We start from the raw sequence: 15,571 nt of genomic DNA, 5'->3' as shown, positions 1-15,571 counted from the left end.
GAAGGGAATCGCCGTAATACATAGAAATTGCACCATCCATATAAGGAGGAAGTCATATGTTCACATTTTTCAGACGTATCAAGACAGTTGTCGGCTCTGAATTGAATGCAATGCTGGATAAGGCAGAAGACCCTGTGAAAATGCTGGATCAGTTCATGCGGGATATGGAAGAAGATATTCAAGAAGCAGAAAGTGCTGTTGCCCAGCAAATGGCGAATGAGAAAATGCTTAAGCGTAAGGCCAATGATGCTAAAGCCTTGGTGGATAAAAGGCAAATGCAAGCAGAACAGGCCGTGGAAGCTGGAAATGACGATTTAGCAAGAAGGGCACTTGAAGATAAAGCGGAAAATGAACAGCAATTTGAAGTATTGGAAGAATCATGGGCCAATGCCAAAAATGACTGTGATGAAATTAAAGAAAAACTGGATGAAATGAAAAAAGAATATAACCAAATGAAACTGAAAAAAGATTCCCTTAAAGCACGTGCCGAAACAGCGCAAACAAAAACGAAAATGAATCGAACAATGTCAGCGATCGGCAGTGATGAATCAAGGCAGGGATTTGAGCGAATGGAGGAAAAAGTTCTTGAATATGAGGCAGAAGCAGAAACATCAAAAGACTTATCGCAGGCCGCCCGTACGCTGGATGATGAATTTGAGTCACTTGAAGAAAGTAAAGTAGACCAGGAGTTAGCTGAACTTAAAAAGAAAAAGCATAAAAATTAGGCATACATGTAAAAGAAATCGGGTATAGCATAGCGTAAGCAATTAATAAGGAGAGATAACATGAAACTATCCTATCATGGACATTCTATAGTAAAAATTGAAACAAATCATCATACGATATTAATTGATCCATTTATCTCAGGAACCGGGTCATGCGATTTAGATGCTGACATGGAAAAAGCGGATGTTATTTTGCTGACACATGGACATAATGACCATGTTGGTGACACGGTGGAAATTGCCAAGCGAAACGATGCTTTGGTTGTAGCACCTAATGAACTGGCTAATTATCTTGGAGCAAAAGGTTTAAATACGCATGCGATGCATATTGGTGGAAAGCATGATTTTGACTTTGGTCGTGTGAAATTCACACAGGCATTTCATGGTTCATCCTTTACAGAAGACGATGGAACAATTGTCTATACAGGGATGCCAGCAGGGATATTACTGACGGTTGATAACAGAACCATTTATCATGTAGGAGATACTGGTCTGTTCTCTGATTTGAGATTAATTGGTGAAATGAATGAAATTGATGTAGCATTCGTTCCAATTGGTGATAATTTTACAATGGGTCCGGAAGATGCATTAATTGCGGCAGATTGGATTGATGCGAAGTATGTTGTTCCGGTTCATTATAATACATTCCCTCTGATCGAACAGGATGCTGAAGACTTTGCGGCAAAAGTAAAAACAGGTCAAGGAAAAGCAATGGAAATTGGAGAAGAGATGGAGTTGTAAGATAAAACCCGTGGGCTGTTTGCTTCACGGGTTTTTGTATGATGGGTGGCCTAGACATTATCGTTGAAAATGGAATTTTTCACAACGACATAATCAACATAGCGGATGGATTCCAATTCCCTACCACCAGCATAGGAAATGGAAGATTGAAGGTCCTGCTTCATTTCGGTCAATGTATCTTTTAGTGACCCTTTATGCTCGACATACATTTTTTTACCTTCCACATTTTTCTTTTCCCCTTTTTGATATTCGGAAGCTGAACCGAAATATTCCTTATACCGGTTTCCATTTTTCTCAATCGTTTCACCAGGTGATTCTTCATGGCCAGCAAATAAGGAGCCTATCATGACCATGGATGCGCCGAATCGGATAGATTTAGCAATATCCCCATGCGTACGGATGCCACCGTCAGCGATGATCGGCTTACTTGCTGCTTTGGCACACCATTTGAGTGCAGCAAGCTGCCATCCCCCTGTTCCAAATCCAGTTTTTAATTTAGTGATACATACTTTTCCTGGTCCGATGCCGACTTTGGTAGCATCTGCACCAGCATGTTCCAGTTCCCTGACTGCTTCAGGTGTCCCAACATTGCCTGCAATCACAAAACTTGTAGGTGAATATTTTTTAATATGTTGAATCATATGGATGACAGCGTCGGAATGCCCATGTGCGATGTCGATGGTTATGAATTCTGGACTGAGTTGCTCATTAGCCAATTGTTGTATAAAATGATACTCTTCTTCCTTGACCCCGACACTTATTGATGCGATCAATCCTTGATTTTGCATATGCCGTACGAAATTGATTCGCTTTTCCGGTGCGAAACGGTGCATGACATAGAAATAGCCGCTTTCCGCTAATTTCTGAGCAAGGCTTTCATCGATGATCGTCTGCATGTTCGCTGGTACAACAGGCAGGTTAAACGTATAATTACCAAAATTGACAGTTGTATCGCACTCAGAACGGCTGCTGACTACTGCTTTGGCTGGTATTAATTGAATATCTTCGTAATCAAATACATTTTCCATCATTACACTCCTAAAAACGAATATTAATCATTCATATTAAAAAAATGTTCGTATATTGTTTAATTTACATGATTCTGATCGATATGTCAATTAGATAAACAGAGGAACAGGATAAAAACCAATTTTTAAATTTTAGGGGTTGTATTTTTTGTGAAGAATGCTATAATGGACACCAATTAAATAGCTATTTTCATATAATCGCAGGAATATGGCCTGCAAGTTTCTACCGGTTCGCCACCATAAATGAACCGACTATGGAAGGAAGCAGCAGAAGGTTATCAACAGATAATTGGTTAATTTCTTTTGTATAATGTTCGGATTTTGATTGAACGTGACGTGCTCAATGGAGCGTCTGCTATTGATGCTTTGAGTTTAGGGTTGCGCGTTGATAGAACCCGGAAAACATTGCTTTCCTCCTAGTTTGAGTGGAAGCTTGTTTTTCGGGTTTTTATATTTGGAAAGGGGATCAGCATGAATTCACTCAAACAAAAAATTTTAGAAGAAGGTAAAGTTTTATCTGATTCGGTCATCAAGGTTGATACATTCCTGAATCATCAGGTGGACCCAGTATTTATGCAATCAATTGGGGAGGAATTTTCTAAACTTTTTACAGGTTCCGGGATCACAAAAGTTCTGACCCTAGAATCATCCGGGATTGCACCGGCTGTTATGACGGGGTTAAGTTTGGGAGTGCCGGTGGTATTTGCAAGAAAGCGCCAATCGCTCACACTGCATGAACAGATGTATTCAGCTGAAGTTTATTCGTATACGAAGCAGGAAGCAAATAATATAGCTGTTTCGAAGGATTATATAGATGCTCATGATAGGGTACTGATTATTGATGATATCTTGGCAAACGGTCAGGCGGCGTTAGGAATGGTTAATATTATCGATCAAGCTGGTGCTGCGCTAGAAGGAATCGGCGTCGTCATTGAGAAGGGATTTCAGGAAGGCAGAGAGGCATTGCGTAAACGAGGGATTCACGTAGAGACATTGGCTTCTATAGAATCACTAGCTGATGGACATGTCACGTTTCAAACGAAGGAGGCTTTGTCCGAATGAAAACAGCTGCCTTAAGTTTTCAGCATTTGTTAGCAATGTATGCTGGAGCGATTTTAGTACCTTTGATTGTGGGAGAAGCATTAGGACTGACATCCGAGCAGTTAACATATCTCGTGTCCATTGATATCCTTATGTGCGGCGTAGCGACGATTTTACAGGTTGTCCGCAATCGTTATTTTGGCATCGGTTTGCCAGTTGTGCTTGGTTGTACATTTACTGCAGTTGGACCGATGATTGCCATTGGCAGCGAATTTGGGATAACGGCCATATATGGTGCCATTATTGTCTCTGGTATTGTCGTTTTTGGTATCAGTCAGTTTTTTGGCAAACTGGTACGCTTTTTTCCACCGATCGTGACAGGAACGGTTGTTATGATTATTGGTTTGACATTGATTCCTACAGCTATAACCAATATGGGTGGGGGAGAAGATGCTGCTGATTTCGGCTCAATGGCAAATCTTTCATTGGCGTTTGGAACGCTCGTATGCATTATTTTGATATATCGTTTCACAAAAGGATTCACTCGATCAATTGCGATTCTAATCGGTTTAATAGTGGGTACAGTAGCAGCGATGTTTATGGGTAAAGTCGATTTTTCGGCTGTTCAGGAAGCATCTTTGTTCCATATGGTTCAGCCGTTTTATTTTGGCATGCCGACATTCGAGTGGTCTGCCATACTCACCATGATTTTGGTAGCGATGGTATCTCTTGTTGAATCAACAGGTGTTTATTTTGCCACGGGAGATATTTTGGAAAAAGATTTGAAAGAAGAGGACCTTTCTAACGGATATCGTGCAGAAGGTTTGGCCATTTTGCTCGGTGGTGTTTTTAATGCTTTTCCGTATACAGCTTTTTCACAGAACGTTGGTCTGATGCAAATGACAGGTGTCAAATCGGTTCGTGTCATCATGATTACTGGTGTGATGCTTGTTACGCTTGGGCTGATTCCGAAAATAGCTGCAATAACAACGATTATTCCGACTGCAGTGTTGGGTGGAGCTATGATTTCCATGTTCGGGATGGTTATTGCTCAAGGAATAAAAATGCTGAGTGGGGTCATTTCAGAATCTCCGGGTAACGGAATGATCATTGCTTGTTCCATTGGCATGGGCATGGGGGTAACGGTTGTACCGGAATTGTTTCAGTACTTCCCATCGGGGGTTCAAATTTTGACAAGTAATGGAATTGTTGCAGGAAGCATAACAGCTATTGTCCTAAATATCGTCTTCAATATGAAACCAAAGCGAATGCAACAGACAACCACGATACATCAGGAAGGTGTGTGAAGAATCATTTTGTCAGAAAGCCCAGTTACCCTTTATAGGGAAATTGGGCTTTCTTCGCATTCATTCTTATTTATCTGGTAGATTTCTCTTCTTTTTTCAATAGTAGTGAAAGCAAGAGTCCTGTAATGGCAAAAAGAAAAGCGACAAAGAAGGCAGTTCTTACACCAGTTAGGAAGTTAAACGCATCTGTAGTACCAGATTCAGCCGCTTCACTACTGATAAAAGAGATAATAAATGTTAAGCCTATGGATCCCCCAAATTGCCGAACGGTATTGATAATTGCCGTCCCATGTGCAACTAAGGTATCGGGCAGTGCGTTTATACCTGCCGTCATAATTGGCATATTAATCAAAGCAACACCGGCCATGGCTAGCATGAATAAGATCGATGCGATAATGAGAGATGTGTTTAACCCAAGGATCAAATGATACGAAAGCGTACTGATTGAAAGCAAAACAAAACCAATAATCGTTATCATTTTGCCACCGTATTTATCGAACAATGTTCCTGCAAAAAGTGACATTAGAGCAAGTGTTAACGCCCCAGGTGTCACGACAAGCCCCGCGTTTAAAGCTGACAATTGTTGCGCGCTTTGGACGTACATCGGTAAAATCGTTTCAATTGAAATTAACAAGCTGAAAGACATTATTGAGATGATCGCAACGAGCGCAAAAACCGGAACTTTGAAAACACGCAGTTCCAGGATTGGTTTCTTTAACCGCAGCTGTCTTATTATAAATAAACAAAGGGACAATACACCTATACCAATACTAATGATCGTACTTGCTTCAGATACTCCAGTTGCCTCTATGACATTAAATCCATAAAGAATCCCGCCAAAACCAATACTGGATAGGAGTATCGAGAGAATGTCAATTTCTGTCTCTCGTTGCTGGGTAACATTGCGCATAAATAGGTAAATCAACAACAAAATTATCGCCGCAATCGGAAGCGTTAAAAGAAACAAGGAGCGCCACTGGAAATAATTAAGCAATACACCGGATATTGGAGGGCCAATGGCAGGGGCAACATTGATAACAAGCCCGGCTAAGCCCATTGCATAGCCTCTCTTTTCCCGTGGATACACGAGAAAAAGTAATGTTTGCATCAACGGCATCATCATTCCGGAACCTACCCCTTGAATGATACGTCCGGCAAGTAACATTTCAAAGGAAAGAGAAAATAACCCGAGTAATGTTCCTAATGAAAACAAAATCATGGCGCCCATCATTAATGTTCTTGTTTTAAAACGATCAATCAAATACGCAGTCATGGGAATAAGTATGGCTAGCGCCAACATATAGCCAATCGTTAACCATTGTACTTCACTCGCGTTAATCTCAAATTCAGCCATGATTTTTGGAAAGGCTGTGATCAGGAGAAATTGCGTAAGGACGGATAGAAATGAAGCCGACAGTGCGATCGCAACAATTAAACGTCTATGTCTAAGTGATAAATTTGCCTGCGTCATTGTTTAACCTCCCTTTCTCATTAGCTGCAGCAAGCGGATTGACGTTATGTATACTCCATCTAGACACTACGCTTTATTAATAGTGTTGTCAATTTCCCGCAAACGTAATTGAAGTGATAATATTGAATAACAAAACGAAGCTGTAGTAGTATCTGTATTCATGGACTTGATGTTGATACTATCAAATTTCAAAATAATAGTACAAATCCAACGTTCTCTATTTTTTTAATCGGGATATAATGTATAATAAGAATGACAGGTATGTAGAGATAAAAAGTGGAGAGACGAAAAGTAAATGGCTATACATTTTAATAGTAGAAAAAATATAGAGGTAGAGCAATTAGAAAAATTGTATAACGATGTACAGTGGTATGCTTATACGGAAGATCTAGAAATTCTTCATCAGGCCATATTACAGTCATTAGATGTAATATCAGCTTGGGATGGCGAGGAATCATAATGCGTTACTCCGAAATTCAGATGTCCTCCAAAAAATAGAATGTAACTTGTTCACTAAGGGGATTTAACAACAATAAGTCTACTAAAAAAGAGTCTATGATGATATCAATTTTATTAAAATAGATTCTCTTACCGTCAAATATATGTAGTTTGTAATAATATCTTTTGTGCAACTATTCGCTAATACCACACCCCGATACCTTCAATTTTTAAACCTTTCATGTTTTTACACAACAAAAATGATACAATAGGATAAAAGTACCAAACAATCAAAACAACCTAAATTCATCTCAAGGAGCAGGAACATGGATATCTTTTTTATCGTACTCTTTTTCTTATTCGGTCTCATCTTTGGTTCATTCTTCAATGTATTAGGTCTGCGCATACCAAAGAATCAGACTTTCATCATGGACAGATCTATCTGTCCAGGGTGCAGGCATATCTTATCCTGGTATGAATTAATCCCTGTTATTTCCTATGTCATTCAACTTGGGAAATGTAGACATTGTAGGGGTGAAATAACACCTATCTACCCGATCATGGAAATAACCACAGGATTTTTGTTTATGTATAGCTACATGATGATTGGATTGCAATTGGAATTAATTACAGCGTTATTACTAGTTTCCATGCTTATAATCATTTTGGTTTCGGATATCAAATACATGCTGATTCCAAACAAAATATTGTTATTCTTTCTACCACTGATTATTCTAATGCGGATTATTCAACCGCTTGATCCCTGGTGGTCAGCGCTTGCCGGGGGATTGCTTGGTTTTATAATCATTGCCCTCATCATTCTTGTTAGTCGTGGTGGCATGGGTGCTGGGGATATGAAGCTATTTGGCTTATTAGGTATCATTTTGGGTATAGAAAAAGTATTATTAGCTTTTTTTCTATCATGTATAATCGGTGCGGTTATTGGGGTCATCCTACTTTTATTTAAGATCATTGACCGTAAGCAACAAGTTCCTTTTGGACCGTATATCGTTGTAGCTGCATTTCTTACCTATTTCCACGGTGATTCTCTATTAAATTGGTATTTTACCTTTTTTTAGAGACGTAAGTCACAAGGTCATCGTTCTGAAAATAGCTCCCTTTTCATAAAATAACAAAGAAGGAGGGGTTACAATGCGTCATTATGCCATTTTACGACTATTATTAGCTGGGTTTTTCCTCTATTTTGCTTGGCCAAGAATACCTGAAGCAGCAACAACGCTTGAGTTAACGTTTTGGGGAGGGTGGCTTCTGTTTTTTGTACTAGTAATTGGTGCAAATTTTGCTACACTTTTACAAATGACAAAGCCTCCTGTGATGGAACAGGAAAATGCGAGGCGAAGACAAACCGATAATAATTGAGTTTATACCAACTCAACTGTATAATAAATGGTAATTCATATACTAGTACAGTTTGAAAGTTGGTGGCAACAATTGGCAACGAAACATGAACAAATTATTCAACATATTATTGCTCTTCCGGTAGGAAATAAAATATCTGTAAGACAAATTGCGAAAAGCTTACATGTTAGTGATGGCACAGCATATCGGGCAATTAAAGAAGCAGAAAACCAAGGAATTGTTAGTACAATAGAACGTGTTGGTACCATTCGAATTGAACAAAAAAAGAAAGAGAATTTCGAACGATTAACATTTGCTGAAGTGATAAATATTATTGATGGACAAGTGTTAGGTGGAAGGGAAGGGCTGCATAAAACGTTAAATAAATTTGTCATTGGTGCGATGGAACTGGATGCGATGATGCGCTATACGGAAGCGGATTCGCTATTAATTGTTGGAAACCGCGTAAAAGCACATGAATTAGCACTGAACGAGGGCGCAGCAGTTTTAATTACTGGTGGATTTGATACAGAAGATCACATAAAACGTTTGGCTGATGAGAGGAAATTGCCAATTTTATCAACTAGTTACGATTCCTTTACGGTTGCGACAATGATAAACCGTGCCATCTATGATCAATTAATCAAAAAGGAAATCGTTTTTGTGGGAGATATTTTCACCCCCTTTGAGGAAGCTTTTTATTTAAATGCCAAAGATACCATTAAACAATGGTATGAGCTTAATGAGCAGTCAACACATACAAGATTTCCTGTTGTAGATGAAAAAAAACAAGTGATTGGCATGGTAACGTCCAAAGATATTATTGGTAAGGACAGTGATGTCCTCATCGAAAAGGTAATGAGTAAAGCTCCCCTAGCTGTTCAAGAAAAGACGTCGCTTGCATCTGTAGCACATATGATGGTTTGGGAAGGAATTGAAATGGTTCCAGTTGTTGAACAAGCAGATAAGTTGCTTGGAATTATTACAAGACAAGATGTGTTAAAAGCCCTGCAGCAAGTTCAACGCCAACCACAAATCGGGGAGACAATAGACGACATTGTTGCAGCAAATCTTGTCGCTTCAGAGGATGAAGAAACAATCTTCCAAACAGTGGTAAGCCCGCAAATGACAAACCAACTGGGCACCTTATCAAACGGGGTATTCACATCCCTGATAACAGAAGCCAGCAGCAGATTATTAGCTTATCGAAAAAAGGGAGATATGGTTGTTGAAAACTTAACGGTATTTTTTATTAAACCAGTGCAAATAGATAGCCATTTGACCATTAAGCCAAAAATTCTGGAAGCTGGCCGTATGTATGCTAAAATGGATGTAGAAGTATACAATGAGCGAAGAATTGTAGGAAAGGGTTTAATCATGGCCCAACTGATTTACCGGTAGGCCCATTGCTTTTAGCACAAAGGATATAAACTGCGACGTCGTGATGATTTGCTGTAACCGCCCTTTGCTGCCCGAACTGGCGAGGGGTTGTGATATTTCAAACCTACTACCGGCGGAGGAAACACACGAAGATGAGAGGCAAGGCCTAAGTGAATCTTGCAAGTGCGCGCGCCACGAAGGGGGCTCACCAGCCGCCCTTAGGTGCGCGAAGTGTATTTCCGAAGCGATGTATATTCGGAATTTATTCGTTAAAAACACTTTTGTCCCAGCCCCTTTAAGAAACTGTGATCAATCAGATTGAAATATTTTATGCATTTAGGCGTTTCCATTCGTTCCGGTAATGCTTCACTTCTTTGACAGCGTCATAAAGAAGGAAGCCACCAAGTAGAACGAAAATGATACCGATAAATAAAGAGATTCTTGTCTGGTAGAAAATGTATTGATTTATACCGAAAAAGAAAACTAAACTTCCAAGACATAAACGGGATTTTCCGTTAAAATAGGCTTGTGTTAGTCCGTCTTCACTTTTAAGAATAGCAACTTTATAATATACATATAAAACAGCTGAAAGCACGATAATAATTGGGAAAATAAACATCTTATCTCTCCTAAAACTAGTGACATTCGTCTTTATTGTAACTTGTTTTTATCGTTTTAGCTAGCAATTTAAAAAGAATAAGGGGAATAATAATGAGCATTCGACAAATTATTCATTCAATTAAAATGTATGATACGATTATTATACACAGGCATGTTCGTCCGGACCCGGATGCGTTAGGGTCTCAAGGTGGCTTGAAGGAACTGATTAAGTATTCATTTCCAAATAAAAATGTGTATGTAGTTGGAGAAGAAGAGCCCAGTTTATCATTTTTGATAAGGATGGATCAGATAGACGACCAGATATATGAAAATGCGCTCATTATAGCTTGTGATACCGCAAATGCTCCACGAATTTCAGACGAACGCTACCATCTGGGTACGAAACTGATTAAAATCGATCATCATCCAAATGTAGATCCGTTTGGAGATTTATTGTGGGTGGATACAGATGCAAGTTCAACAAGTGAGATGATTTATGAATTATATCTCCATGGTAAGGAAGCGGGGTTTAAGCTGAATAATGAAAGTGCACGTCTTCTGTATGCTGGAATTGTAGGAGATACAGGAAGATTCCTATTTCCAAGCACAACGCAAAAGACATTCCAATATGCATCAGAATTGGTGTCATTTGAATTTGATCGTCCAGCTCTGTATGATGGCATTTATAGTATGAAAGATAATATTGTGAGACTTAAAGGGTACATCATGCAGCATTTTACGCTATCGCCATCTGGAATGAGTTCTGTTACATTGACGAAGGAAATTTTAGATGAATATGGATTAAAACCAGCAGAAACTGGACAGTTGGTTGGTTCATTGGGAGATGTTGAAGGCATTTGTGCGTGGGTTATTTTTGTGGAGGAAGAAAATGTGATACGCGTACGCCTGCGATCCAAAGGTCCGGCCATAAATAAAATCGCTGCAAAATACAATGGTGGAGGACATCCAATGGCTTCAGGAGCGTCTGTTGAAACATGGGAGGAGACAGAAGCTGTTATCAAAGATTTAGATGAGGTTTGTAGAATGTTCACCAAATAAAAGAATGCTGATCCAACCCTTAAGGCTTGGAATCAGCAGTTCTGTATTTATCCAACTACTCGTCCGTCAGCTTTGCTTCAACTGTTAGTATCATGTTTCGTGAAATCGTTAGTTGTGTTACATCAAAGTAATACGTAAAGTCATCAACGGAAAATCCTTTGTTTTCAATACTTGAGCGTAATAGCTGACTGCTCTCGTCAATGATGGTAACATTCTCTCCGATCAGATGATTGATTTCCTCATTAATTAGTTCCTCCAATTGATGGACAATGAGTCTATCAAGGCGTAACTCATTCTCGTTTGTAATGGTTATTTCAATTGTTTCCACGGTTATTTCCTGCTCTTTTTGTTCATCTAAATCTTCTTTATCCTGTGTTAATGCTTCGTTTTGTTTTTCTAATTCTGTCACTTCCGCTTCCAGTTCAAGGTTTTCTTCCAAGAGTTGTTCATATAAGGAGCCATACATATAGAGATAAATACCATAGGATAGAATGGCACCAATAACAGTTCCGATAAAAAAACGTTGCCATGTTGCTTTTTTATGATAAGGAGGAATATGCATTAAGTGATATCCTCCTGGATGAGCCATTCCAGTAATGTGATTGCTGTTTTAACGCCACCCATTGCTGATAATATTAAAAATGCCTGTTTAAATATATCCATTGTTGAACCGTCAAAGAGGCCTCTTTCAAAATTAGCAATGGCATCAAATGTGCCTCCAATTGCTGCAACAATCGCCCATATGCGTAAGTTTTTAGCAATTCGTCCAATAGAGGTTAGCGGCGCATTGCCTGTAGCAAATTCTCCAATACTGCCGATGATAGCTCCACCAATAATGACACCGAATGCAATAAAGTAACAATGAATAAAAGAAGCGAAAAAACGTTCATCGACCATATGTTCATTACCCCTTCCAGAGGCTTATTCCTTACATTTTATGAACGTAGTGGACGAGTTATGATAGTTTTTGAAGAAGCAATCCATGTGCACGGCTTGAGTAGATTGTTATAATAGAAATAGACGAAAAAGGCGGGATACGATGGCATATACACATTTGCAGATCAGAAGTGGCTATAGCCTAATGAATAGCACGATTACAATCGAAAAATTAGTAGAGAAAGCGAAAGAATTAAAACTCGAAGCACTGGCACTTACAGATGAACAGGTGCTGTATGGTGTGATACCTTTTTATAAAGCTTGTAAAAGTAATGGAATAGAGCCAATCATTGGGATGATTGTACATACTATGGATGATCAGGAAGATATTCAAACTTGTGTTCTTTTGGCAAAATCAAATAAAGGATATCGTTCACTTGTTAAAATCAGTACATATATACAGCGTCTGAAAGTGACAAGTGTCAAAGCAGAAGAATTGTATGATTATATGGAAGAGCTTATTTGTATTTTACCAGCAAGTAATGAGAAGCTCGCGAACTTATTGGAAACTCAAAACCATGATAAAGTGTTGGCTTATTTAAACACATGGAAAAACCTAACTCAAGCAGGTGATTTTTATTTAGGAGTTCAGGATCATGGAATGGAACATGAACAGCGTATGCAACAACCATTACAAGCTTTTCAGGAAACGTATAACATTCCTGTTGTTGCGATTAATGACGTTCGGTATTTAAATGAAAAGGATGATATCGCGTATGATTGCCTGCAAGCAATGAAAAATGGAGATCATTGGGATATGCGGAATACGGATGCAGGGGCGGGCCAGAATTATTTGCGCCCCCCTTTTGAAATGGAACAATTATTTTCCTCTTGGCCGCAAGTAGTAAAAGAGACAGAGGCTATTGCTGAAAAATGCCATGTAACATTCGATTTCAATCAACATATGATTCCAACTTATCCTGTACCGGAAGAAATGGATGCACATGCTTACTTGAAGAAAAAATGTTGGGAACATCTACATCAAAAATACGAAGGAAATGCAGAAAAGGTTGAAGATCGCCTACATTATGAACTAAAAGTTATTCAATCCATGCAGTTTAGTGATTACTTTTTGATTGTTGCCGATTTTATTGGTTATGCAAAAGAGAATCATATACTGGTTGGACCAGGAAGAGGTTCCGCAGCGGGCTCGCTTGTGGCGTATGTACTGGGAATAACGGATGTGGATCCAATTAAATATGATTTGTTATTTGAACGTTTTCTTAATCCGGAGCGACTAACCATGCCTGATATAGATATTGATTTTTCGGATGATAGACGTGATGAGGTGATTGACTATGTTCGAAGTAAGTACGGGGAAGAACATGTTGCGCAAATTATCACATTTGGTACGTTTGCTGCCCGGTCCATACTTCGTGAGTTAATGAAAACAATGGATGTTGATGAGCGGGATGCTGCTTTTATATTAAAACACATCCCACTTTCTCAGAACAAACGGATTACAGACCTTGTTAAGCAGTCTGAGGACTTAACGTATTATTTGAAGCAATCAGAAAAATTGAAGGCTTTATTTCGGGTAGCTACAAAGCTGGAAGGATTGCCAAGACATATCTCTACGCATGCAGCAGGCGTTGTGATTAGCGAGCGACCTTTGATGGAACATATTCCACTAACGCTTGGAGCAAACAATACGAATTTAACACAATACCCCATGAACGATCTGGAGGAACTGGGTTTATTAAAAATCGATTTTCTTGGTCTGCGCAACTTGACATTATTAGAGCGAATTATCCGATCGATAAATCATACAGGGAATAAAAAGCTATCACTGGATATGATTCCAGGAAACGATCAGAAAACGTTTGCCCTCTTGCAAACCGGCAAGACAAATGGTGTTTTTCAACTGGAATCACAAGGTATGAAAAATGTCCTTAAACAATTAAGCCCCTCTACATTTGAAGATATTGTAGCGGTTAATGCTTTGTTTCGCCCCGGTCCGATGGATTTTATTTCAACCTATATCAATCGTAAATATGAACGGGAAAGAATTACTTATCCACATCCAGATTTGAAGCCAATTTTGGAGCGTACTTACGGTGTTTTGGTCTATCAAGAACAAATCATGCAGATTGCTAGTAAAATTGCCGGCTTTTCACTTGGAAAAGCGGATATACTGCGACGTGCTGTTAGTAAAAAACAGCAAGACGTAATGGATGAACAAAGGACCGCCTTCGTAAATGGCTGTATGCAAAATGGCTATGAAAAGTCCATAGCGGAAGAGATTTTTGCCTGGATAGTAAAATTCTCCAATTATGGTTTTAATCGAAGTCATGCTGTAGCTTATAGCAAAATTTCATATCAACTCAGTTATTTAAAAGCACATTATCCGTCTCACTTCTTTGCTGCCCTGCTTAGCTCTGTTGCAAATCAGCAGGATAAGGTAAACGCGTATATGAAAGAGGTGAAAGAATTCAATATCAGCCCGCTTCCACCATCCATTAATGCAAGTTATGGGACGTTTTCGGTAGAAGGAAAGGGTATTCGGATGGGGCTTTTAAGCATCAAGGGAATCGGGAACCAGGTAATGAAAGAAATTATTACGGTACGTAAGCAAGGTCCGTTTAAAAATTTATTCGACTTCTGTTTGCGTGTTTCATTAAAAACCGTTAATCGGGGTGCATTGGAGCTTCTTATCACGGCAGGTGCCTTCGATGAACTATACCCAAATAGAGCAAGTCTCGTGGCATCCATTGATCATGCTATAGAACAAGGGGAACTGTTTGGCGAATTCAATGATCAGCCGGCTTCATTTCAGGAACAAATTGAGCTTGAGACAAGCTATGAAGCTGCCAAGGATTTCAGCGTAGTGAAAAAATTAGCAGACGAAAAAGAACTTCTTGGTATATATGTGTCCAGCCACCCATTAACAGCGTATAGAAACAAGCTACGGGCAAATGGTTATATTTCGATTAATCATGCCAGAAGGTTAGTTGGAAGACGGCATATAAAAAGCGCAGCGATTGTGCAAACAATGAAAATAATCCGTACTAAACGAGGGGACCCAATGGCTTTTATCACGATTGGAGATGAGACAGGTGACATGGAAGCTGTCGTTTTCCCGGAATTATATCGAGATTCCAGTACATGGCTTCAAGAAGAAATGATCATCCTGTTAAAGGGGAAAGTCGAATCCAGAAATAATCGTATTCAATGGCAACTGTCAGAAATTCAACCATTTGATGAATATGAATTGAAATCGGGTGATAACAAGCATTTATTTATAAAGTTAACAGGTGAAAATAATGAACATGCACTTCAGGAAATTCATCGAATCGCAAGTCTTTATCCTGGAAGTACATCGATTATTATTCATCATGAAGGAAGCAAAAAGACGTATAAATTGGCAGATAACTATTCCATTAACCCGAACTCGGAATGTATAAAATCACTGTCAACGTATTTCGGGAAAGTAAATGTTGTTTTGGAAAAGTGAATTTTCTTCCTTTACAGTGAAACCCCATCTGT

15 protein-coding genes and 1 riboswitch are annotated in these 15,571 nt (G+C 39.1%); of the genes, 10 read left to right on the top strand and 5 right to left on the bottom strand.

The window, feature by feature from the left end:
* Positions 1-56 precede the first annotated feature (56 nt).
* Positions 57-725 carry a PspA/IM30 family protein gene (locus tag KFZ56_RS12590; RefSeq protein ID WP_222642270.1) on the top strand — a complete coding sequence of 223 codons (669 nt, stop codon included), beginning with the start codon at positions 57-59 and terminating at the stop codon, positions 723-725.
* Positions 726-785: 60 nt separating this feature from the next.
* A complete protein-coding gene (locus KFZ56_RS12585; RefSeq protein WP_222642269.1) occupies positions 786-1,466 on the top strand; it encodes a metal-dependent hydrolase in 681 nt (226 codons plus the stop codon).
* Between the two features lie 50 nt (positions 1,467-1,516).
* Here KFZ56_RS12585 and guaC read toward each other — a convergent pair whose 3' ends face one another.
* On the bottom strand, positions 1,517-2,494 hold the full coding sequence (guaC, locus tag KFZ56_RS12580; protein ID WP_304956688.1) for a GMP reductase: 978 nt from the start codon (positions 2,492-2,494) through the stop codon (positions 1,517-1,519).
* Positions 2,495-2,664: 170 nt separating this feature from the next.
* Positions 2,665-2,769, top strand: a riboswitch (purine riboswitch).
* Between the two features lie 196 nt (positions 2,770-2,965).
* Here guaC and KFZ56_RS12575 point away from each other — a divergent pair.
* Both KFZ56_RS12575 and KFZ56_RS12570 read left to right on the top strand, forming a co-directional pair.
* On the top strand, positions 2,966-3,556 hold the full coding sequence (locus KFZ56_RS12575) for a xanthine phosphoribosyltransferase (RefSeq protein WP_222642267.1): 591 nt from the start codon (positions 2,966-2,968) through the stop codon (positions 3,554-3,556).
* On the top strand, positions 3,553-4,842 hold the full coding sequence (locus KFZ56_RS12570; protein ID WP_222642266.1) for a nucleobase:cation symporter-2 family protein: 1,290 nt from the start codon (positions 3,553-3,555) through the stop codon (positions 4,840-4,842). Before KFZ56_RS12575 ends, KFZ56_RS12570 begins: the two co-directional genes overlap by 4 nt.
* Before the next feature lie 70 nt (positions 4,843-4,912).
* Here KFZ56_RS12570 and KFZ56_RS12565 read toward each other — a convergent pair whose 3' ends face one another.
* The gene (locus tag KFZ56_RS12565; RefSeq protein ID WP_222642265.1) at positions 4,913-6,313 is read right to left on the bottom strand and encodes a DHA2 family efflux MFS transporter permease subunit; all 1,401 of its coding nucleotides are present in this window, start codon (positions 6,311-6,313) and stop codon (positions 4,913-4,915) included.
* A 295-nt stretch (positions 6,314-6,608) separates the two neighbouring features.
* Here KFZ56_RS12565 and KFZ56_RS12560 point away from each other — a divergent pair, with 295 nt between their 5' ends.
* From KFZ56_RS12560 to KFZ56_RS12545, 4 genes are all read left to right on the top strand, one after another.
* Positions 6,609-6,773, top strand: coding sequence for a hypothetical protein (locus KFZ56_RS12560; protein WP_255585133.1), 165 nt, complete (start codon positions 6,609-6,611; stop codon positions 6,771-6,773).
* 304 nt (positions 6,774-7,077) lie between these two features.
* The gene (locus tag KFZ56_RS12555) at positions 7,078-7,830 is read left to right on the top strand and encodes a prepilin peptidase (protein WP_222642264.1); all 753 of its coding nucleotides are present in this window, start codon (positions 7,078-7,080) and stop codon (positions 7,828-7,830) included.
* A 73-nt stretch (positions 7,831-7,903) separates the two neighbouring features.
* Positions 7,904-8,131, top strand: coding sequence for a hypothetical protein (locus tag KFZ56_RS12550; protein ID WP_222642263.1), 228 nt, complete (start codon positions 7,904-7,906; stop codon positions 8,129-8,131).
* 72 nt (positions 8,132-8,203) lie between these two features.
* The gene (locus tag KFZ56_RS12545; RefSeq protein WP_222642262.1) at positions 8,204-9,511 is read left to right on the top strand and encodes a DRTGG domain-containing protein; all 1,308 of its coding nucleotides are present in this window, start codon (positions 8,204-8,206) and stop codon (positions 9,509-9,511) included.
* A gap of 307 nt (positions 9,512-9,818) precedes the next feature.
* On the opposite strand, the gene KFZ56_RS12540 is transcribed toward KFZ56_RS12545, so the two are convergent.
* Positions 9,819-10,109 carry a YtpI family protein gene (locus KFZ56_RS12540; protein WP_222642261.1) on the bottom strand — a complete coding sequence of 97 codons (291 nt, stop codon included), beginning with the start codon at positions 10,107-10,109 and terminating at the stop codon, positions 9,819-9,821.
* Positions 10,110-10,201: 92 nt separating this feature from the next.
* Here KFZ56_RS12540 and KFZ56_RS12535 point away from each other — a divergent pair, with 92 nt between their 5' ends.
* Positions 10,202-11,149: a DHH family phosphoesterase gene (locus KFZ56_RS12535; protein ID WP_222642260.1), complete on the top strand. Its 948-nt coding sequence runs from the start codon at positions 10,202-10,204 to the stop codon at positions 11,147-11,149.
* 55 nt (positions 11,150-11,204) lie between these two features.
* Here the strand turns inward: KFZ56_RS12535 and ytrI are convergent, their stop codons facing one another.
* Positions 11,205-11,711, bottom strand: a complete 507-nt coding sequence (gene ytrI, locus KFZ56_RS12530; protein WP_222642259.1) for a sporulation membrane protein YtrI — start codon at positions 11,709-11,711, stop codon at positions 11,205-11,207.
* A complete protein-coding gene (gene ytrH / locus KFZ56_RS12525) occupies positions 11,711-12,046 on the bottom strand; it encodes a sporulation membrane protein YtrH (RefSeq protein WP_222642258.1) in 336 nt (111 codons plus the stop codon). The genes ytrI and ytrH overlap by 1 nt, the downstream gene beginning before the upstream one ends.
* Positions 12,047-12,188: 142 nt before the next feature.
* Between ytrH and dnaE the strand changes: the two genes are divergently transcribed.
* Entirely contained in the window at positions 12,189-15,539 is a 3,351-nt protein-coding gene (gene dnaE / locus KFZ56_RS12520; RefSeq protein WP_222642257.1) for a DNA polymerase III subunit alpha, read from the top strand.
* Positions 15,540-15,571 lie beyond the last annotated feature (32 nt).

Source organism: Virgibacillus sp. NKC19-3 (assembly GCF_019837165.1).
Lineage (GTDB): Bacteria > Bacillota > Bacilli > Bacillales > Amphibacillaceae > Virgibacillus_L > Virgibacillus_L saliphilus.
This window is presented reverse-complemented; position numbering and strand designations above follow the sequence as displayed.